This window comes from Rhizobium sp. PP-F2F-G48 (genome assembly GCF_004342335.1).
Taxonomy (GTDB): Bacteria; Pseudomonadota; Alphaproteobacteria; order Rhizobiales; family Rhizobiaceae; genus Ferranicluibacter.
On record NZ_SLVH01000001.1, the window covers coordinates 876,916 to 897,812 of the forward strand.

Genomic DNA, 20,897 nt, shown 5'->3' on the forward strand with positions numbered 1-20,897 from the left:
CTCGGAAGACGGCATTCTGCGAGGGGGGAGGCGAGGCCGGCGCCCGGAATGTGCCGGGTTCGGCTACGATCCCGTGATTCCTTGTGAATTCGGCTCAGATTGCTCGGGTGAGCGCCTGAGAACGCTTTGTCAGACAGGCGCCGGCTGATAAAGAGAATCGACCACGGACGTCGCGTGCGCGGACCTTCCATGGGCCGGGCCACTTCAAGCGGCGGGGCAAAGAGGACCCTGATGACGAAACTGCGACAGGCAGACGAGTATCGCATGCCGATCGTCGATCGGGGAACGCGTCCGGGAACCGTGCTGCGCATCGTGCTTCTGGCGATCGTGCTGATCGCCTCGGCCGCGGCCTTCGTGATCTTCAAGAACCAGCTCGGCAACGAGGTCGTCCTCGGCATTCTCGGCATCCTCGCGATGGTCGGGATCTTCTTCCTGGTGTCGGCCGTCATCGGCTTCATCGAGGTCATGCCGCAGTCGCGCCCGGACGAGCTGGCGCGCGCCTTTCTGGACGGACACCCCGAGGGCACGCTGATCACCGACCGCAAGGGGCGGATCGTCTATGCCAATGCTGCCTATGGCGCGCTGACCGGCACCGACAAGGCGACCGACGTGCAGTCGCTGGAGACGATCCTCTCGCGCGATCGGGAGGCGACGGAGGCGATCTACCGGCTGACCAACGGCCTGCGCGAAGGCAAGGCCGGCCATGAGGAATTCCGGCTGATGAAGCCGCTGCGCGCGGCCGGCGGGTCGGCAGGCTCGGGCGCTCACTGGTTCCGCCTGAAGGCGCGGGTGCTGCCGCTGGAGGATGCCGACCGCAACCCGCTCTTCATCTGGCAGATTTCCGACATTACGGCCGATCGCGACGATCAGGAGCGTTTCTTCAAGGAGCTTCAGAACGCGATCGACTATCTCGACCATGCGCCGGCCGGATTCTTCTCCGCCGGCAAGAAGGGCGAGATCTTCTATATCAATGCGACGCTGGCCGACTGGCTGGGCCTCGACCTCACGAAATTCCAGCCCGGCTCCATGACGATCGCGGATCTCGTGGCCGGCGAGGGCCTGGCGCTGGTGCAGTCGGTGCAGGCGGATCCCGGCCTTCGCAAGACGAAGACCCTCGATCTCGACCTTCGCCGCGCCAACGGGCAGAGTTTTGCCGTGCGCATGGTGCACCGCGTCTCGTCGGCCCGCGACGGCGCGCCGGGCGAAAGCCGGACGATCGTGCTGGCCCGCACGGTGGACGAGGAAGCCGATCCCTCCGCCTCGCTCGCGGCCATCCGCTTCACGCGCTTCTTCAACAATACGCCGATGGCGATCGCCTCCGTCGACGGCAACGGACGGATCCTGCGCACCAACGCGCCATTCCTAAAACTCTTCTCGGGCGTGGTGTCGCAGGACGACATGGAGCGCGGCGCGCTGCTGGAGAGCGTGGCGCGCACCTCGGAGCGCGGCCGCCTGCAGGAAGCGCTGGCCGCAGCCAAGGACCGGCAGAGCGATATCGCGCCCCTCGACCTGCCGCATCCGACCGACGAGCAGCGGTTCTTCCGCTTCTACGTCAATGCCGTGATCGACCAGAGCGAGCAGGCGCCCGAAGAGGCGGCCATCGTCTATGCGGTGGAGATCACCGAGCAGAAGGCGCTCGAAACACAGATGGCGCAGACGCAGAAGATGAACGCGGTGGGGACGCTGGCCGGCGGCATCGCGCACGACTTCAACAACGTGCTTACCGCCATCCTGCTATCCTCCGATCACCTTCTTCTGTCGGCGCGTCCCTCCGACGCCAGCTTTGCCGACCTGATGGAGATCAAGCGGAACGCCAACCGCGCCGCGGTGCTGGTGCGCCAGCTGCTGGCTTTCTCGCGCAAGCAGACCATGCGCCCGACCGTCCTCAACATGACCGACGTCATCGGCGATCTGCGCATGCTGGTCGATCGCATGACGGGCACGCATGTGAAGCTCGAGGTCGAGTATGGCCGCGATCTCTGGCCGGTCCGCACCGATCTCGGCCAGTTCGAGCAGGTGCTGATCAACCTGGCCGTCAACGCCCGCGATGCCATGCCCAAGGGTGGCGTGATCACGATCCGCACGCGCAATCTACCGGCGGAGGAGGCGGCGGCCTTGAACCGGCGCGAGCTTCCGGCGGAGGATTTCGTGATCGTCGAGGTCAGTGACGAGGGAACCGGCATCGCCCCCGAAATCGTCGACAAGATCTTCGAGCCGTTCTTCACCACCAAGGAGGTCGGCAAGGGCACGGGCCTCGGCCTTTCCATGGTCTACGGCATCGTCAAGCAATCGGGCGGTTTCATCTATCCCGAGTCCGAGGTCGGCAAGGGCACGACGTTCCGTATCCTGCTGCCGCGCTTCATCGAGGAGGTGCTGCCTGCCTCCGGCGCGCCGGTTGCGCTCGACCAGCCTCTGACGCTCGCCACCTCGACGCCGGCAAAGGCCGAGGAGCCGACGGACCTCACCGGCGACAGCGCCATCGTTCTGCTCGTCGAGGACGAGGAGGCGGTGCGCCGCGGCGGCAAGCGCATGCTCGAAACGCGGGGATACAAGGTCTACGAGGCGGGGTCCGGCGTCGAGGCGCTTGAGGTGATGGAAGAGCTGAACGGCATGGTCGACATCGTCGTCTCCGACGTCGTCATGCCCGAAATGGACGGGCCGTCGCTGCTGCGCGAGCTGCGCAAGACTTATCCCGATCTCAAGTTCATCTTCGTGTCCGGCTATGCCGAGGATGCCTTTGCGCGGAACCTGCCGGCGGATGCGAAATTCGGCTTCCTGCCGAAACCGTTCTCGCTGAAGCAACTGGCCGTGGCCGTCCGCGAAATGCTGGACAGCTGATCGGGCCGCAAGGCTTCTCGCAATGCGGTCTCGGGAATGATGCGACGTCGGTCAAGGGTGGCCGGCGATGATCGGGAGAAGTCGATGCGTCTCGTCCTGCTTTTCCTCGGCGTGCTCCTGACGCTGATGTCGGCCGTGCCGAGCTTTGCGGCGCCCTATCCGACGCCCGAAGCGCTGATCAAGGCACTCTACCGCTACGACCCGGACGAGACGGACGCCGAGGCGCCTTCGCCCTACACGCCGTTCTTTTCGGATGCGCTCAACGCCCGCTTCCAGGCGGACCGCGACCGCACACCGGATGGCGAGGTCGGCGCGATCGACTTCGATCCCGTCATCTCCGGCAATGACGGCCGCGCGCGTCATCTGACGATCAGTCCGCCGATCGTCCTCGGCGACAGAGCCGAGCTGGAGGTGCGGTTCGAAAACGGCGGGCCGGTGACGCTCTATTATACGCTGGTGAAGGAGCATGGCGGCTGGACGGTGGACGATATCGCCAATCAGCAGGGGGATACGCCCTGGAGCCTCTCCGGACTGTTCGACGCCGCCGAAAGGTGAGGGCCGAGAGGTGAGGGCTGCACCAAATCATGTGGTGCCGGCCGAACGGCCTATGGCGCCGCCCGGCCTGCACGCACAGCGCCCGTTCACATCATCGCGACGGCGATTTCCGCGGCGAGGCGGGCATTGTTTTCGACCAGGGCGATATTGGTTTCGAGGCTCCGGCCATCCGTCAGCTCGAAGATGCTCTGCAGGAGATAGGGCGTCACGGCCTTGCCGATTATCTTGTCGCGATCGGCATTGTCCAGCGCGCGGGCGATATAGATCTCCATCTCGTCACGCGGGATCTCGCTGTCTTCCGGCACCGGATTGGCGATCAGCATGCCGCCGTCGATGCCGAGCCGGTCGCGCATCCGCTGGAAATTGGCGATCGCGGCCGGGCTGTTCAGCATCAGCGGGCTCTTCAGCCCCGAGTCGCGCGACCAGAAGGCCGGAAAGATCTCGCTGTCATAGGTGACCACGGGCACGCCGCGGGTCTCCAGCACTTCGAGCGTCTTCGGGACGTCGAGGATGGCTTTGGCGCCGGCGCAGACAACGATGACGCCGGTGCGGGCGAGCTCTTCGAGGTCGGCCGAGATGTCGAAGGTTTCCTCCGCCTTGCGATGCACGCCGCCGATACCGCCGGTCGCAAAGACGCGGATACCGGCGCGCGCCGCGGCGATCATGGTGGCGGCCACCGTCGTCGCGCCGGTGCGGCGCTCGGCGATGGCGAAGGCGAGGTCGGCGCGCGAGACTTTCATGGCCCCGCGTGTCTGGGCCAGCGCCTCCAGCCGCTCGGCATCGAGCCCGATATGCAGCGTGCCGTCGATGACGGCGATGGTGGCGGGAACGGCGCCCTGGTCGCGGATGATCGCCTCGACGCTGCGGGCCATGTCGAGATTGCCGGGATAGGGCATGCCATGGGTGATGATGGTCGATTCCAGCGCGACGATGGCCGAGCCGCGGGCCTTGGCGGCGGCGACCTCGGCGGAATAGGCGATCGGGAGATCGTGCGAGATGGGGCGTGTCATGGGGCGTCCTTTTCGGCACTGCGATGATGGGCCTGTGAAAACAGGATTTCGGCCGGAGACACAAGGCGCAATTGCTGCGCCAGCCGCTCCGGCGAGAGATCGTCGGCGACCGCCAGCGGCGAGCGAACCGTGATGGCGGCGGCGGCAACGCCCGCCCGCAGGCAGGCGCCGAGATCCGCACCTTGCATCCAGGCGTCGAGAAAGCCCGCTGCGAGCGCATCTCCGGCGCCGGTGACGTCCCCGAGGGCATCGATCTCGGGTGGGCGCACGGTGGCGATCGTCGTCCCCGCAAAGGCGACGGCCGCGCGTCCGCCGCGCGTGACCACGCCGCCGGCAATGCCGGCCGCGCGCAGGATCGCCGGCCAGCCCTCGGCCGTCACGCTCTTCTCACCGCCGATCGCCGCCGCCTCGGCCTCGTTCAGAAACAGACAATCGAGGTGCGGAAAGGCCGGCCTGAGCCGGCCGACCTTCGCCGGGGAGATGGCGATGGCCGCCGTGGACGCGCCGGCCGCCTTCGCCATCCGCAAGGCCGCCTGCAGCGTCTCCGCCGGCAGGTTCGCATCCACGAGCACGAGATGCGCGGCCTCCACCAGATCCCGCAGCGCCCTCTGGCGCAGCCGGCGGGGCGAAAACAGCGTGTAGAGGTCCATGTCGGCGAGGGCGACGACCAGGTTTCCGTCGGCCTCGAGGATTGCGGTGTAGCTCGGCGTGCGCCGGTCGAGGAAGGTGAAAGACCGATCGACGACACCGGCGTCCTCCGCCGCCCGCGCGACCGTTTCTCCTTCCGCATCGCCGCCGCGCGGCGCGACCATGCTGACGGACAGGCCGAGCCGTGCCAGGCCCCGGGCGGCATTGAAGCCGCCGCCGCCCGCTTCCTCGAACCAGTGTCCGGGATGGCTGGCGCCCAGCGTCGTCGCCGTGGCGATGCGGCCGCGACGATCGATATGCGCGCCGCCGAAAACGACCACGGTCTTCATTTTGTTTCTCCCCGTTTCAGGCCGCCCGGGAACCGATTCGCAAGGCGGACGGTCGCGGAACATGTTTCTGCATCAAGGACATGGAGGGTTGAGAACATCCGGAGAACAAGGATCGAATTCGATTGTTGCGTCAATGTGTTGAAGGCCTCTTGCGGAATGAGAACAAAAAGGGTACATACAGGACAGCGGCGGGTTCATTGCCTCGATTGACCCGATAACCTAAAGGTGGATGAAATGGCTCAGAACTCTTTGCGGCTCGTAGAGGACAAATCGGTGGACAAAAGCAAGGCGCTGGAAGCAGCACTCTCCCAGATCGAACGGTCGTTCGGCAAGGGATCGATCATGAAGCTCGGTGGAAAAGACAGCATCGTCGAGATCGAGACCGTTTCGACGGGGTCTCTCGGCCTGGATATCGCGCTCGGCATCGGCGGCCTGCCCAAGGGGCGCATCATCGAGATCTACGGCCCGGAAAGCTCGGGCAAGACGACGATGGCGCTGCAGACCATTGCCGAGGCACAGAAGACGGGCGGCATATGCGCCTTCGTGGATGCGGAACATGCGCTCGATCCGGTCTATGCCCGCAAGCTCGGCGTCGATCTTGAAAACCTGTTGATCTCGCAGCCGGATACCGGCGAGCAGGCGCTCGAGATCACCGATACGCTGGTGCGGTCCGGCGCGATCGACGTGCTCGTCATCGACTCGGTCGCGGCGCTGACGCCGCGGGCGGAAATCGAAGGCGAGATGGGCGACAGCCTTCCCGGCCTGCAGGCGCGCCTGATGAGCCAGGCGCTGCGCAAGCTGACGGCGTCGATCTCCAAGTCGAAGTGCATGGTGATCTTCATCAACCAGATCCGCATGAAGATCGGCGTCATGTTCGGCTCGCCCGAGACGACGACGGGCGGCAACGCGCTGAAATTCTATGCCTCCGTCCGTCTCGACATCCGCCGCATCGGCGCGGTCAAGGAGCGGGACGAGGTCATCGGCAACCAGACCAAGGTCAAGGTCGTCAAGAACAAGATGGCGCCGCCCTTCAAGCAGGTCGAATTCGACATCATGTATGGCGAAGGGGTCTCCAAGACCGGCGAGCTGGTCGATCTCGGCGTCAAGGCGGGAATCGTCGAGAAGTCGGGCGCCTGGTTCTCCTATAACAGCCAGCGCCTCGGGCAGGGTCGTGAAAACGCCAAGGCCTATCTCCGCGACAATCCGGAAACGGCGCGCGAGATCGAGCAGTCGCTGCGCCAGAACGCAGGCCTGATCGCCGAAAAGTTTCTGGAAGATGGCGGTCCGGAGCCGGACAGCGATGGCGACGACGCCGCGCTCGGCTAGAACGTCTTGGGGGAGGCGCCGGTTCGATCGGCAAGCCTCTCCGATGTCCTCTCGTGACGGTTTCGGCCGATCGTCGGGATCTTATTCGGCCGCTTCCATCCGGAGCGGCCGTTTTGCTGTCTGCGATATTCTCATCGCATGATGGAGGCGCATCGCATGGTGGAGGCGCTTCGCACGGTGGAGGCGGTTTTGCGGCGGGGCGCTCTGCAAAAAGCGGGAGATTGTCCGCGGGATCGGAACGTTGCGGGACATGCGGCTGGACAGGCATTTGCGCGAGCGATAAAAGCCTCGGGTTCGCGCAAGCGCCCTGTTTCGATGGAGGTTGCCTTGCGGAGACGTGAACCATCGATATCGCCCGGAGCCGCTCGTCAACAGCTGCCTGGGTGCGCAGGGACGAAGGACCAGACATGAGCGGCGTAAACGAGATCCGGTCGACTTTCCTCGACTATTTCAAGACGAACGGCCACACCGTCGTGCCGTCGAGCCCGCTCGTTCCGCGCAACGATCCGACGCTGATGTTCACCAATGCCGGCATGGTGCAGTTCAAGAACGTGTTCACGGGTCTGGAGCAGCGCCCCTATTCCACGGCGACCACCGCGCAGAAATGCGTGCGCGCCGGCGGCAAGCATAACGATCTCGACAATGTCGGCTATACCGCGCGCCACCACACGTTTTTCGAAATGCTCGGCAATTTCTCGTTCGGCGATTATTTCAAGGAACGCGCGATCGAGCTTGCCTGGAACCTGATCACCAAGGAGTTCGGCATCGATGCCAAGCGCCTGCTGGTGACGGTCTATCACACCGACGACGAGGCCTTCGGGCTCTGGAAGAAGATCGCCGGCCTTTCCGAAGACCGGATCATCCGCATCCCGACCAGCGACAATTTCTGGGCCATGGGCGATACCGGCCCGTGCGGCCCCTGCTCGGAAATCTTCTACGACCATGGCGACCATATCTGGGGCGGACCTCCGGGCTCGCCGGACGAGGATGGCGACCGCTTCATCGAGATCTGGAACCTCGTCTTCATGCAGTACGAGCAGGTGACGAAGGAGGAGCGTCTCGATCTGCCGCGGCCCTCGATCGACACCGGCATGGGGCTGGAGCGCGTCGCGGCGCTGCTGCAGGGCAAGCACGACAATTACGACATCGACCTGTTCCGCGCGCTGATCTCGGCCTCCGAGGAAGCGACCGGCGTCAAGGCCGAGGGCGACCGGCGCGCCAGCCACCGGGTCATCGCCGATCATCTGCGCTCCTCCGCCTTCCTGATCGCCGATGGCGTGCTGCCCTCGAACGAGGGGCGTGGCTATGTGCTCCGCCGCATCATGCGCCGCGCCATGCGTCATGCCGAGCTTCTCGGCGCGCGCGAGCCGCTGATGTGGAAGCTGCTGCCGGCGCTGGTCGGCGAGATGGGTCGCGCCTATCCGGAACTGGTGCGCGCGGAATCGCTGATCTCGGAGACGCTGAAGCTCGAGGAAACCCGTTTCCGCAAGACGCTCGATCGCGGCCTCGGGCTGCTCGCCGATGCGACGGCGACGCTCGACAAGGGCGACACGCTCGACGGGGAAACCGCGTTCAAGCTCTACGACACCTATGGCTTCCCGCTCGACCTGACCCAGGACGCGCTGCGCGGCCGCGGCATCGGCGTCGATCTCACCGGCTTCACCGATGCGATGCAGCGGCAGAAGGCCGAGGCGCGGGCCAGCTGGTCGGGATCCGGCGATACCGCGACCGAGACGATCTGGTACGAACTCAAGGATCGGTTCGGCGCGACCGAATTTCTGGGTTACGACACCGAGACGGCCGAAGGCGTCGTGCAGGCGCTGGTGCGGGGCGGGGCGCTGATCGAGACCGCGTCTGCCGGAGAAAGCGTTCAGATCGTCGTCAACCAGACGCCGTTCTATGGCGAATCCGGTGGCCAGATGGGCGATACCGGCGTCATCACCGCCGATGGGGCACGTCTCAGCGTGACCGACACGCAGAAGCGCGGCGAGGGCGTCTTCGTCCATACCGCGACGGTGGACGAGGGCACGATCAGGGCCGGCGACGCGGTCGCGTTGACCGTCGATCACACCCGCCGCGGGCGGCTTCGCGCCAATCACTCGGCGACGCATCTGCTGCACGAGGCGCTGCGCGAGGTGCTCGGCACCCATGTCGCGCAGAAGGGCTCGCTGGTCGCGCCCGAGCGCCTGCGCTTCGACGTATCGCACCCCAAGCCCATGACGGCCGAGGAGTTGAAGATCGTCGAGGATATGGCCAACGAGATCATCGTCCAGAATACGGCTGTCACGACCCGGCTGATGAGCGTCGATGACGCGATCGCCGAGGGTGCGATGGCGCTGTTCGGCGAAAAATATGGCGACGAGGTGCGCGTGGTGTCGATGGGGCAGGGCGTGCGCGGCGGCAAGGCCGGCCGGCCCTATTCGGTCGAGCTCTGCGGCGGCACGCATGTGGGCGCGACCGGCGAAATCGGGCTCGTGCGGATCCTCGGCGAGAGTGCGGTCGGCTCCGGCGTGCGCCGCATCGAGGCGCTGACCGGCGTCTCGGCGCTCGGCTATCTCTCCGAGCAGGACGAACGCGTCAAGACGCTGGCCTCCACGCTCAAGGTTCAGCCCGGCGACGTCATCGGCCGGGTCGAAAGCCTGATGGACGAGCGACGCAAGCTCGAGCGGGAACTGGCCGACGCGCGGCGCAAGCTTGCGCTCGGTGGCGGCGGCGCCTCGGGCTCCGCCGATGCCGTACGCGAGATCGGCGGCATCAAGTTCCTCGGCAAGGTCGTCACCGGCGTCGATCCGAAGGATCTGAAGGGCCTGGCCGACGACGGCAAGAAGAGCCTCGGCTCGGGCATCGTCGCCTTCATCGGCGTGGCCGACGACGGCAAGGCCAGCGCGGTCATCGGCGTCACGGAAGATCTCGTCAAGGCCCACAGCGCCGTCGATCTCGTCCGCATCGCCGCGGCCGCCCTCGGCGGCAAGGGCGGCGGCGGCCGTCCCGACATGGCCCAGGCCGGCGGCCCCGACGGCACGCTCGCCGCAGACGCCATCGAAGCCGTCGCGCAAGCCATTGCGGATATCGCGGCGGCGGCCTGATCGAGGAGGCACAAGGGGGCGCTGTTCCTGCGCCCTCTATAATCTCGGCCTCTCGGTGGCCCTGCCTTGAGCGAGCCTCTTGTCTGAAACGAGTGCTCAAGACGGAGGCCGCGTCTCCGGACGCTTTTTCCGAGTGCGACAGCGAAGGCTTCAGTAAAGCCGACAGATCGTTCTCGATCGGTCTTAAAGGTACCGCGCGACCTTTCAGACGTTCCTGCCCCACGTCACAGCATTGTCCGAACAGGGCGGCGTCACGATCCGGGGCGGCGTTTTGCGCCTCTGAGCGCGCGCTTTACAAAGGCTTCCGGTACTGCACGAAGCCCGAGGCGGCGGCGATGTGGTCGTAGAGGCGGCGGGCGGGGGTGTTGGTTTCCTGGGTCAGCCAGTAGAGGCGGCCGGCCTGTTTTTGGCGGGCGAGGTCGGCGGTGGCTTCGATGAGGGCGGCGCCCGTGCCGGAGCCGCGGGTGGCGGCATCGACAAAGAGGTCCTGGAGGTAGCACGTCCAGTCCGGCAGCCAGCAGGACCGGTGGAAGATCACATGCGCGAGGCCGATCAGGCGACCGTCGGCGGCAAAGGCTCCGAGCGCATGCATCGGCTCGGTCGCATCCTGGAGCCGTTGCCATGTGAGGTCGTATTGCGTGGGCGGCAGGCTTGTCTCGTAAAAGGCGAGATAGGCGCGCCACATCGGCTCCCACTGGGCTCGGTCCTGTGGCGCGAGCGGGCGAATCGTCGGCTTCGTCGTGTCGGTCATCGGGATCTCGCGTTTGCGTCCTGCGCGGTGTCGCGCGCTTCGGAGCATGTTAAAACGCTTCGGCTTTTCTTCGAACCGCAAAAACGCTCCCGTCGTCGTTTTTCCGCAAAACCGCTTCGGACGCTTGTCGGACGTGTCCGCTGGAAATACCGGGGGGCCGAAACGAAAGAACCCGGCGGTGAAGCCGGGTTCGATGTCGTGGTCGTCGATCGGGGCCGTATCAGGCCGCCATGGCCTTGCCGAGGTTCTCGTCGATCTTGTCGAGGAAGCCCGTGGTGGAGAGCCAGGGCTGGTCGGGGCCGATGAGAAGCGCGAGGTCCTTGGTCATGTAGCCGTCTTCGACGGTCTCGATGCAGACGCGCTCCAGCGTGTCGGCGAACTTCGTCAGCTCGGCATTGCCGTCGAGCTTGGCGCGATGGGCGAGGCCGCGTGTCCAGGCGAAGATCGAGGCGATCGAATTGGTCGAGGTTTCCTCGCCCTTCTGGTGCTGGCGGTAGTGGCGCGTGACCGTGCCGTGCGCGGCTTCGGCTTCCACCGTCTGGCCATCCGGCGTCATTAGAACCGAGGTCATCAGGCCGAGCGAGCCAAAACCCTGCGCCACGATGTCGGACTGGACGTCGCCGTCATAGTTCTTGCAGGCCCAGACATAGCCGCCCGACCATTTCAGCGCCGAGGCGACCATGTCGTCGATCAGGCGATGTTCGTACCAGATCTTGGCTTCCTTGAACTTCGTTGCGAATTCCGTTTCGAAGACATGCTGGAAGATGTCCTTGAAGCGGCCGTCATAGACCTTGAGGATGGTGTTCTTGGTCGAGAGATAGACCGGAACGCCGCGCTGCAGGCCGTAGTTGAGCGATGCGCGGGCGAAATCGGTGATCGATTCGTCGAGGTTGTACATGCCCATGGCCACGCCGGCGGCCGGAGCGTCATAGACGTCGCGCTCGATGACCGTGCCGTCGTCGCCGACGAACTTCATGGTCAGCTTGCCCTTGCCGGGGAACTTGAAATCGGTTGCGCGATACTGGTCGCCGAAGGCGTGGCGGCCGACGATGATCGGCTTGGTCCAGCCGGGCACGAGGCGCGGCACGTTCTTGCAGATGATGGGCTCGCGGAAGATGACGCCGCCCAGGATGTTGCGGATCGTGCCGTTCGGCGACTTCCACATGGTCTTCAGGCCGAATTCCTCGACGCGGGCTTCGTCCGGCGTGATCGTCGCGCACTTGACGCCGACGCCGTGCTTCTTGATGGCGTTGGCAGCGTCGATCGTGACCTTGTCGTCGGTCGCATCGCGGTTTTCCATCCCGAGATCGTAGTATTCGAGGTCGATGTCCAGATAGGGGTGGATCAGCTTGTCCTTGATGAACTGCCAGATGATGCGGGTCATCTCGTCGCCGTCGAGTTCGACGACGGGATTGGCAACCTTGATCTTGGTCATAAAAGCGTGCCTCGTAGCTTGGAATGGGGCTCGGTGTGTGAATGCCCCCGTTTGCGGAACGGACGATAGCTGGCGCTATAGCATTGGCAAGGCCGAAGGCAAAGGCCTCAGGCAGGGGGCTGCACGGTAAACATGTGCGGGTTTTGCAATCTTATCGTTTGAAAACAGTGGATCGGGTTGAGTGCACATGGCCGTGGACGTCTCCTCCCTTCGTGACCGGCTGCTGGCCAACGACCCGGCATTTTCGCGGCTGCGAACCGGCCTGCGGGTGACGCTGAGCGTCTGCCTGTCCGTCGGTCTTCTCGCGGCGCTGCACATGCTCTGGTTTCCGCTTCCCAAGGCGGCCTACGCGCTGGCCATCACGCTGTCGATCCAGAGCGGCCTTTCGGTCAAGGACGCCACGATGCGCGATCAGTTCGTGACGCGGCTTCTCGGCTGCGGCGTCTGTCTCGGCGTCGTGGCGCTCGCGGCCCTTCTGGAGGGCACGCGATCTGTCTCGGATCTCGTCTTCCTCGTGCTGATCTTCGTCGCGACCTGTGCGCGCGCCTTCGGGCCGCGCGGTTTCGCGCTCGGCATGTTCGCCTTCATGTCCTTTTTCATCGGCGCCTATCTCAAGCCTGCGCTCGGCGACCTGCCGCTGGTGGCGATCGGGCCGTTGACGGCGCTTCTGGTCGGGCAGGGCGTCCGCCGTTTCGTTCTGGCCGACGACTGGCGGGTCGATCTCGGCCGGGCCGTGGCCGCGGTGGAAACGCGGGTCGATCGCATTCTCTCGCAGATCTCGGCCACCGCCGGCGGCATCGAAGACCGCCACCTGCGGACGATGGCCCGAGGCATGGAGGGGCCAATGGACGGGCAGGTCGAGCGGCTGAAAGATGCGGTGCTGATGGCCGAGAGCTTCGTGCCGGCGCGGCCGGAAACGGACGGGCGACACGATGCGGAACGGGACGATCCCCGCCGCAGCGCGGTCACGGTCTGCCTGTTCGAACTGCATGTGGCCGCCGAAAGCCTCGTGGTTCTCTCCCGCCAGGCCGTTCCGCCCGCGCGCCTCGTTGCCGCACTGCGCGGGGGCACGCGGGAGACGGTCGAGCGGCTGGCCCGCAAAGCGATGCGCGCGGCGGCGGATGACGTCACTCTGCAGGAGACCGTCGATGCCTGCCTGTCGCTCGATGCGGTGCGCCGGCGGCTTGCGGTCGCGGTGTCGCAGCTTGTCTCGGCACCCGACATTTCCCTCTCGGCAAAGCCGGGCCCTGTGAACGCCGGCGCGGCGACGTGGCCGGACGTCTCGCTCGCCAATCCCGCGGTGCGGAGCGCGATCCAGATCACGCTGGCCTCGGCAATCGCGATGGTGTTCGGGCTGATGCTGTCGCGGGAGCGATGGTTCTGGGCCGTGCTTTCGGCCTTTCTCGTCTTCACCAACACGCGCTCGCGCGGAGACACGGCGATGCGCGCCGTTCAGCGGTCGGTCGGAACCTTCTTCGGCATCACGGTCGGCCTCGTCGCGGCGAGCCTGCTGCAGACGATGACGCCGGTCATTCTGAGTCTGGCCGCTCTCTGCGTCTTCCTCGCCTTCTATCTTCTGGCGGTGTCCTACGCGGCCATGACCTTCTTCGTGTCGATCGTCCTGGCACTGGTCTACAGCCTGATCGGCAGCCTGACCTTGGATGTGCTGGTGCTGCGGCTGGAGGAAACGATGATCGGCTCCTTTGCCGGGCTCGTGGTCGCGTTCCTCGTCTTTCCCGCGCGCACGGAGGCGCTGGCGGGGGAGGCGTTGGGGCGGTGGTGTGCGGCGCTGCGGCGTTTGCTCACCGACGCCGCCGAGGGGCGCAGCAGCTTCGATCTCATTCACCGGTCGCAGGCGCTGGAGCGGGCCTATGCGGAGCTCTCCTCGGTCGTGCGGCCGCTCGGCTCTTCCTGGCAGCTCGTCACCCGGCCGGGCGTCGTGCGCCAGACGCTGATGACCCTGATGGCGGCGACCTACTGGGCGCGAACTTTTGCCGGTGGGCTGGCCGCGGCAGGCGGTCCGGAAGGGGAGACGGGCGGCGATCGGCTTCGATCCGGGCGGATGGCCCCGCTCGTTGCGGAGGCGCTTGCGGCCGTCGATCGGATCGAGGCGAAGGGCGGCGCTTTATTTTTGACCAGGCGCACATCCCTGCCGCGCAAGCGCCGTCATTTCCGCCTATCGCGGCAATCGTCCCTCGTCGGGCTGGAAATGATCGCGCGGACACTCTCGCGACTGGAGCCGGCGCCGCAAGCGGGGGACGCGCCACAGACACCCCCGCGCGATGGTCCGGGGACGCATCAGGAGAGCCCTGCGTGAAACGAACCCTTGTCTTCACCCTTCTTGCCATGGCCGGATCGGGCGCTCTGGCAACGACTTTGGCGGCCACCGCGGCACAGGCGGCCGATGTCACGGCGCCCGTGAAGGAAATCATGACGGAGGCCCAGAACGGCTGGTCGGAAAATCCGGTCGGGGAGCCGCGGGATTATTTCGACGAGGAGCGCCTGAAGCGGATCTACAGCCAGGATTTCGCGCGCGTCTACACGGATGCCACGCGTTTCCCGGCCTTCGAGGATGGCGATTCGCCGCTCGACTACGATCCGATCGTAAGCGGTCAGGACAGCTGCTCGCTGAAGGACGTGAAGATCGTGCCGGCGGCGCCTGAGGGTGCCCGGGCCGATGTCGCCGTGACCTTCGACAATATTTCCTGCCTCGAGGACCCAGGCGAGCGCAAGCCCGCCGAACTGCACTTCATCGTCGTCGAGGAAAACGGAAAACCCGTGATCGACGATATCCTGCGGGGCGGCGAGCAGGGGTCGCTGAAGGCGGAACTCGTGGCCATCGCCGCGCAGGGCGCTCAGTAGCCGGCGTCTTTCAAAATCTGCCGATCTATGCGACGTAGCGGCGATCTTGGACGGGTGCGGGACGACGCGACACCGACGGCCGGCGGTAAGGCCGTGGACCGTCTGACCGTTGGCCAAGTCCGCACAGCTTTGAATGAGGACGATATGGCAGGCACGAACAGCGAGCGCCCGCTTCTGGCGGAAGGACCGGCGATCATTCTGGTTCATCCGCAGCTCGGCGAGAACATCGGCATGGTGGCGCGGGCGATGGCGAATTTCGGGCTGGCCGAGCTGCGCCTCGTCAATCCGCGCGACGGCTGGCCGAGCGAGAAGGCGCAGGCGGCCGCCAGCCGCGCCGACCATGTCATCAACCAGGCCAAGCTCTACGGGACCACGGAGGAGGCGGTTGCCGACCTCAATTTCGTCTATGCGACGACGGCGCGCGACCGTTACGGCTACAAACCGGTGCGCGCGCCCGGTGTCGCGGCCGAGACGTTGCGTGGTCGTTTCGTCCGCGGCGAGAAGACCGGCATCCTCTTCGGGCGCGAGCGCACGGGCCTGACCAATGAGGAGATCGCGCTGGCCGACGAGATCGTGACCTTTCCGGTCAATCCGGCCTTCGCCTCGCTCAATCTTGCGCAAGCCGTTCTCCTGATGTCCTACGAGTGGATGAAGACGTCCATGGTGTCGGAGGAGCAGACATCCTTTCAGGCCCTGCCGCAGCAGCCGGCAACGAAGACGGACCTGCAGGGGCTGTTCGACCATGTGGAAGAGGCGCTCGACGCGCGGGGTTACTTCCGGCCGCTCGCCAAGCGTCCGAAGCTGGTCGACAACCTGCGCGCCGTGCTGACGCGGCCGAGCTTCAGCGCCACGGAAATCCGCGTCATTCGCGGCGTCATCTCCTCGCTCGACCGGTTTACGCGGGAAACGCCGCGCGGCGCGGGCGCGCCTGCCGACGGACGCAGCGGCGCCGGCCGGCCGGCCGTGCCGGAAACGACGACGCCAGACGAGAGCGACGCCTGACATGAAGCCGGTCCTCGTCTTCGACAGCGGTATCGGCGGGCTGACGGTTCTGCGCGAGGCGCGCGTGCTGATGCCGGAACGGCACTTCGTCTATGTCGCGGACGATGCCGGCTTTCCCTATGGCGGCTGGACGGACGAGGCGGCGCTGAAGGCGCGCATCATCGGCCTGTTCGGCACCCTCTTGGCGGAGCACGATCCGGAGGTCTGCATCGTCGCCTGCAACACGGCGTTCACGCTGGTGGGCGCGGATCTGCGCGCGGCCTTTCCGCAGATGCGCTTCGTCGGCACCGTTCCTGCGATCAAGCCGGCCGCGGAGCGGACCCGATCCGGCATGGTCTCCGTGCTCGCCACCCCCGGCACGGTGAAGCGCGCCTATACGCGCGCCCTGATCCAGTCATTTGCCGCACAGTGCGATGTCCAGCTGGTGGGGTCGCAGCCCCTGGCAGCCATGGCGGAGGCCTATATCCGCGGCGAGACGCTCGACGACGCGGCCGTGCTGGCGGAAATCGCGCCCTGTTTTCGGGAGGTTGACGGGCGCCGCACCGATATCGTCGTGCTCGCCTGCACGCATTATCCCTTCATGGCGAACCTCTTCCGCAAGCTCGCGCCCTGGCCGGTCGATTGGCTCGATCCGGCAGAGGCGATCGCCCGGCAGACCCGCCGGCTGGTGCCGGCCACCGAAAGCGACGTGCCGCTGACGGGCATCGATCCCGCGATCTTCACATCGGGAACGCCGGATTTTCCCTCCCGACGCCTGATGCAGGGGTTCGGGCTGACGGTGTCGCCGCCGCTTTAGCTGTGGGTTGCGCCCGATGAAGGGCGCGGGGCGGGGGAAAATCTGATAGGCCTGAAGGCTGGCAGCGTGGCGGCGCGGCATTCCAGACGAGAACGAGGGTTTCATGAAGGTCGGCATCGACATGGGGACGGCGCTGGACGGCAAGTCCGTACCGCTCGATATCGAGGAACTGCTGGCGACGCGCCTTCTGGTGCAGGGCAATTCCGGCTCCGGCAAGTCGCATCTGCTCCGCCGTCTTCTCGAGCAGTCCGCGCCCTGGGTGCAGCAGTGCATCATCGATCCCGAAGGCGACTTCGTGACGCTGGCCGACAGGTTCGGCCATGTCGTCGTCGAGGGCGAGCGGACAGAAGCCGAGCTTGTCGGCATCGCCTCGCGCATCCGCCAGCATCGCGTCTCCTGCGTGCTGTCGCTCGAAGGGCTCGATATCGAGCAGCAGATGCGCACGGCCGGTCTTTTCCTCAACGCGCTGTTCGATGCCGACCGCGAGTTCTGGTATCCGATCCTTGTCGTGGTCGATGAGGCGCAGCTTTTTGCGCCCTCGGTCGGCGGAGACGTGACGGAGGAGGTGCGCAAGCTCTCGCTCGGCGCCATGACCAACCTCATGTGCCGTGGCCGCAAGCGCGGTCTCGCCGGCGTGATTGCGACCCAGCGGCTGGCAAAGCTTGCCAAGAACGTGGCGGCGGAAGCCTCCAACTTCCTGATGGGACGCACCTTTCTCGATATCGACATGGCGCGCGCCGCTGACCTTCTTGGCATGGATCGGCGGACGGCGGAGATGTTCCGTGACCTGAAGCGCGGCTCGTTCGTGGCGCTCGGGCCGGCTTTGTCGCGTCGGCCGCTGCCGGTGACGATCGGCACGGTGGAGACCTCGGCGCGGTCCACGAGCCCGATGCTGACGCCGCTGCCGGAGGCGCTGGCGGACGTGGAAGACCTGATCTTCACGCCCGATCCGGACGAACTGACCCGGCCGCTGACGCGCCGCGCCGCGCCCGCACCCCGGCCGGCGACCGATATTCTCGCCGAACTCTCGCGTCCCCGCCCGGACCCGGTCGCACCCGCCGAGGTGCGGCCGCAGCAGCCGGACATGCCGCCTGCCGACCGGGAGGCGCTGCTCGACCAGATCCTTGCCGAAATCCTCGATCATCCCGGTGCGGCCTTTCGGGCCGATGCCGAGCTCTTCCAGGATTTTCTCGTGCGCTGCCGCATACGCCGGGTGCCGGGTGCGGCTCTGTCCCTCTCCGCCTTCCGCCGCAAGATGGCGATCAGCCGTTCCGGCGTCGATGCCGACACCGCCTCGACCGAGGCGTGGAAGACGGCGCTCGACCTGTCGCGGCAGGTGACGGAAGATCTGCAGGGCGTGTTCCTGAATGTCGCGCAGGCGGCTTTGCGCGGACTCGCGTGCCCGTCCGACCTGATGATCGCGCGCGCCTATGGAACGCATTCGGCCAGACGGGCCCGCCGCCTGCTCGGCTATTTCGAGGAGCAGGGCCTGGTCGTCGTGCATGGCGATGCCTCGGGCCGGCGGATCGTCGCGTTTCCCGATCTGAACGCAGAGACGGCGCCGGGCGACCCGAATGCCGCGCTCGACATGGATGAGCGGAGCGCTGCGGAGTAGGGGTCAGGTGGGGTAAGGTGAAAAGCGTCCGCGCCACCGATGACGGCCTGCCTCGACAGGCGCCGGTCGAAGGTCGCCAGCGTGCCGCCCTTCGATGCTGGGAGGCCGGGGAGATCGGTGTCGGTGCTGTCTTTGGAGGACAGGCCCTTCAGATTGAAGATGGCGCGATCCGTCAGGCTGATATCGTCTGACCAGAATTGATGGTTTCCCCGCAAACGGAGCGATGAAAGGGCGGCTTGCGCTGCGGCGCAGTGGCGCACTGTGTTGCTGTAGGCGGCGTTTGAAAGAATGCGGATCAGGCCGTTTTCCGTGATGGGGCATGTCGCCCAGCCGTCCAGGACCTGTGTGGCGAACCACTCCTCCACGAGGTCATGATGGGCATGCTTCTCATCGGCCAGCGCGATCAGGAGGTTGACGTCCAGCAGAAAAATCACTGGCCCGGCGGACCTCCTCCTCGTCCATCTCTTCCTGAATCTGCCGGATATGTTCCAACGCAGCGGCTTTATCGTTCGCCATACCCAGACGCGCCATTTCGGAGATCACGCTGGCGACCGGGCGGCTCTGGCGTTCGGCAACCTTTCTGGCGGTCTCGAACACGTCGTCATCGATGTTCAAGGTAATCTGCATCGTTCGTCCTTTGATGGTCTCTCATATACAGGAAAAGCGTTGCCCGCTCAACGCACTCTGATGTTGACAATTCCATGACTTGTCCCTAAACACCGCGACAACGCCGGGCCGCAAAGCCCGGTGTTTTATTTGACATGTCCCGTGGCGTCTCCGTTAGCGTAATGTGAGATACCTGTCAGAACGGCGCAAGCGGTTCAGAGGAGGGCGTGTTTCCTTCATCCTGTCTGGCAACAGGCGGGTGCAACGTTCTGAAAGGAAATGCGATGAGCAAGCGCGAATCGTCCAAGTACAAAATCGATCGCCGTATGGGCGAGAACATCTGGGGTCGTCCGAAGTCCCCGGTGAACCGCCGCGAATACGGCCCCGGCCAGCACGGCCAGCGTCGCAAGTCCAAGCTCTCGGACTTCGGTGTCCAGCTGCGCGCCAAGCAGAAGCTCAAGGGCTACTATGGCGATATCCGCGAGAAGCAGTTCCGCGCGATCTACGACGAAGCCAACCGCCGCAAGGGCGACACCTCGGAGAACCTGATCGGTCTGCTCGAATCGCGTCTCGATGCGATCGTGTACCGCGCCAAGTTCGTGCCCACGGTCTTTGCTGCCCGTCAGTTCGTCAACCACGGCCACGTCACGGTCAACGGCGTTCGCGTCAACATCGGTTCGTATCGCTGCAAGGTCGGCGACGTGATCGAAGTTCGCGAAAGGTCCAAGCAGCTCGTGTCCGTTCTGGAAGCTGTCGGCCTCGCCGAGCGTGACGTTCCCGACTACGTCGAAGTCGATCACAACAAGATGGTTGCGACCTTCGCGCGTATTCCGTTCCTTGCCGACGTGCCTTACGCCGTCATCATGGAACCGAACCTCGTCGTCGAATTCTATTCGCGATAAGCTTTCGGCCAGGCTTCGGCCTTGCACATTCGGGAAAAAGCCGCTCCATTCGGGGCGGCTTTTTTCATGCGGAAACGGTCATGCAACGACGTGAGGACCCCATGTCGGATACGGACACTCTCGATCTCCAATCGGTTCTCGACGACATCTACGCCGCCATCGAGCCGCGGCGGGGCGAGGGCAAGGTTGCGGATTACATCCCCCAGCTCGCGCGAATCGATCCTGAGCGTTTTGGCATGGCGATCGTCACGGTCGATGGCACGGTGTTTTCCGTCGGCGATGCTGCGATCCCCTTTTCGATCCAGAGTATCTCCAAGGTGTTTACGCTGACCCTGGCGCTCGGCAAGCATGGCGAGCGCCTGTGGAGCCGCGTGGGGCGCGAGCCGTCCGGTACCGCCTTCAACTCGATCGTGCAGCTGGAGCACGAGGGCGGAAAGCCGCGCAATCCCTTCATCAATGCGGGCGCCATCACCATCAGCGACCTCATTCTCGCCGGCCATACGCCGCGGGAGGTGATCGGCGAGATCCTGCGGTTCATGCGGATGCTCGCCGATGACGAGGATATCTCGATCGATCCGCAGGTGGCGAAGTCCGAAGCCGCGACGGGCTTTCGCAATGCGGCCCTCGCCAATTTCATGCGATCCTTCGGCAAGCTCGATCATCCGGTGGAGCATGTGCTCGGCGTCTATTTTCACCATTGCGCCATTGCCATGACCTGCGTCCAGCTGGCCAAGGCCGGGCTCTTCCTTGCCAATAACGGGCAGCAGCCGGGAACCGGTCATTCGATCGTCTCACGCCAGCGGGCGCGGCGCATCAACGCGCTGATGCTGACCTGCGGTCATTATGACGGCTCCGGCGACTTCGCCTATCATGTCGGCCTTCCCGGCAAGAGCGGTGTCGGCGGCGGCATCATGGCGGTGGCGCCGGGCAAGGCCTCGGTCGCCGTCTGGTCGCCGGGGCTGAACGAGAACGGCAATTCGCAGCTCGGCTCGGCGGCGCTGGAGATGCTTGCAAACCGCACCGGATGGTCGGTGTTCGGCGCCTGAGGCGGCCCGCGTTCGATTTGTCTTGATCTTGCCACGCGGGGCGGGCATGGCAGGGCCATCCAACTGTCTGCGCGTGGCCGTCGGCATTCG

The 20,897-nt window shown here is 65.5% G+C and carries 16 protein-coding genes and 1 pseudogene; 11 read left to right on the forward strand and 6 right to left on the reverse strand.

What is annotated here, in order from left to right:
* Positions 1-231 precede the first annotated feature (231 nt).
* Entirely contained in the window at positions 232-2,838 is a 2,607-nt protein-coding gene (locus tag C8J36_RS03990; RefSeq protein WP_132532772.1) for a response regulator, read from the forward strand.
* Between the two features lie 84 nt (positions 2,839-2,922).
* Positions 2,923-3,393, forward strand: a complete 471-nt coding sequence (locus C8J36_RS03995; RefSeq protein ID WP_132532774.1) for a hypothetical protein — start codon at positions 2,923-2,925, stop codon at positions 3,391-3,393.
* An 86-nt stretch (positions 3,394-3,479) separates the two neighbouring features.
* Here C8J36_RS03995 and C8J36_RS04000 read toward each other — a convergent pair whose 3' ends face one another.
* Both C8J36_RS04000 and C8J36_RS04005 read right to left on the reverse strand, forming a co-directional pair.
* Complete coding sequence (locus C8J36_RS04000; RefSeq protein WP_132532776.1) at positions 3,480-4,403, reverse strand: pseudouridine-5'-phosphate glycosidase; 924 nt, start codon at positions 4,401-4,403, stop codon at positions 3,480-3,482.
* Positions 4,400-5,380, reverse strand: coding sequence for a carbohydrate kinase family protein (locus tag C8J36_RS04005; protein ID WP_132532778.1), 981 nt, complete (start codon positions 5,378-5,380; stop codon positions 4,400-4,402). Before C8J36_RS04005 ends, C8J36_RS04000 begins: the two co-directional genes overlap by 4 nt.
* A gap of 234 nt (positions 5,381-5,614) precedes the next feature.
* Between C8J36_RS04005 and recA the strand changes: the two genes are divergently transcribed.
* Entirely contained in the window at positions 5,615-6,706 is a 1,092-nt protein-coding gene (gene recA, locus C8J36_RS04010; protein ID WP_132532780.1) for a recombinase RecA, read from the forward strand.
* 407 nt (positions 6,707-7,113) lie between these two features.
* Complete coding sequence (gene alaS, locus C8J36_RS04015) at positions 7,114-9,792, forward strand: alanine--tRNA ligase (protein ID WP_132532782.1); 2,679 nt, start codon at positions 7,114-7,116, stop codon at positions 9,790-9,792.
* Between the two features lie 292 nt (positions 9,793-10,084).
* Here the strand turns inward: alaS and C8J36_RS04020 are convergent, their stop codons facing one another.
* Positions 10,085-10,543 (reverse strand): GNAT family N-acetyltransferase, encoded by a 459-nt coding sequence (locus tag C8J36_RS04020; protein ID WP_132532784.1) that lies wholly within the window; start codon positions 10,541-10,543, stop codon positions 10,085-10,087.
* A 220-nt stretch (positions 10,544-10,763) separates the two neighbouring features.
* Entirely contained in the window at positions 10,764-11,978 is a 1,215-nt protein-coding gene (locus C8J36_RS04025) for an NADP-dependent isocitrate dehydrogenase (protein ID WP_132532786.1), read from the reverse strand.
* A 187-nt stretch (positions 11,979-12,165) separates the two neighbouring features.
* Between C8J36_RS04025 and C8J36_RS04030 the strand changes: the two genes are divergently transcribed.
* The 5 genes from C8J36_RS04030 to C8J36_RS04050 all read left to right on the forward strand — a co-directional run bounded on the left by C8J36_RS04030 (position 12,166) and on the right by C8J36_RS04050 (position 18,253).
* Positions 12,166-14,295 carry an FUSC family protein gene (locus C8J36_RS04030; protein WP_132532788.1) on the forward strand — a complete coding sequence of 710 codons (2,130 nt, stop codon included), beginning with the start codon at positions 12,166-12,168 and terminating at the stop codon, positions 14,293-14,295.
* Positions 14,292-14,840 carry a hypothetical protein gene (locus C8J36_RS04035; protein ID WP_082476898.1) on the forward strand — a complete coding sequence of 183 codons (549 nt, stop codon included), beginning with the start codon at positions 14,292-14,294 and terminating at the stop codon, positions 14,838-14,840. The genes C8J36_RS04030 and C8J36_RS04035 overlap by 4 nt, the downstream gene beginning before the upstream one ends.
* Positions 14,841-14,984: 144 nt before the next feature.
* Entirely contained in the window at positions 14,985-15,842 is an 858-nt protein-coding gene (locus tag C8J36_RS04040) for an RNA methyltransferase (protein WP_132532790.1), read from the forward strand.
* A 1-nt stretch (position 15,843) separates the two neighbouring features.
* Complete coding sequence (gene murI, locus C8J36_RS04045) at positions 15,844-16,638, forward strand: glutamate racemase (RefSeq protein ID WP_132532792.1); 795 nt, start codon at positions 15,844-15,846, stop codon at positions 16,636-16,638.
* 103 nt (positions 16,639-16,741) lie between these two features.
* The gene (locus tag C8J36_RS04050; protein ID WP_132532794.1) at positions 16,742-18,253 is read left to right on the forward strand and encodes an ATP-binding protein; all 1,512 of its coding nucleotides are present in this window, start codon (positions 16,742-16,744) and stop codon (positions 18,251-18,253) included.
* Positions 18,254-18,351: 98 nt separating this feature from the next.
* Here the strand turns inward: C8J36_RS04050 and C8J36_RS04055 are convergent.
* Together C8J36_RS04055 and C8J36_RS04060 are read right to left on the reverse strand one after the other, a co-directional pair.
* Positions 18,352-18,687, reverse strand: a pseudogene (locus tag C8J36_RS04055) (VapC toxin family PIN domain ribonuclease); the annotation flags it as partial.
* Complete coding sequence (locus tag C8J36_RS04060; protein ID WP_132532796.1) at positions 18,641-18,880, reverse strand: hypothetical protein; 240 nt, start codon at positions 18,878-18,880, stop codon at positions 18,641-18,643. The pseudogene C8J36_RS04055 and the gene C8J36_RS04060, both read right to left, overlap by 47 nt.
* 263 nt (positions 18,881-19,143) lie before the next feature.
* Between C8J36_RS04060 and rpsD the strand changes: the two genes are divergently transcribed.
* Both rpsD and C8J36_RS04070 read left to right on the forward strand, forming a co-directional pair.
* The gene (gene rpsD / locus C8J36_RS04065) at positions 19,144-19,761 is read left to right on the forward strand and encodes a 30S ribosomal protein S4 (RefSeq protein ID WP_062592992.1); all 618 of its coding nucleotides are present in this window, start codon (positions 19,144-19,146) and stop codon (positions 19,759-19,761) included.
* 101 nt (positions 19,762-19,862) lie between these two features.
* Positions 19,863-20,807 carry a glutaminase gene (locus C8J36_RS04070; protein ID WP_062592994.1) on the forward strand — a complete coding sequence of 315 codons (945 nt, stop codon included), beginning with the start codon at positions 19,863-19,865 and terminating at the stop codon, positions 20,805-20,807.
* Positions 20,808-20,897: the final 90 nt, after the last annotated feature.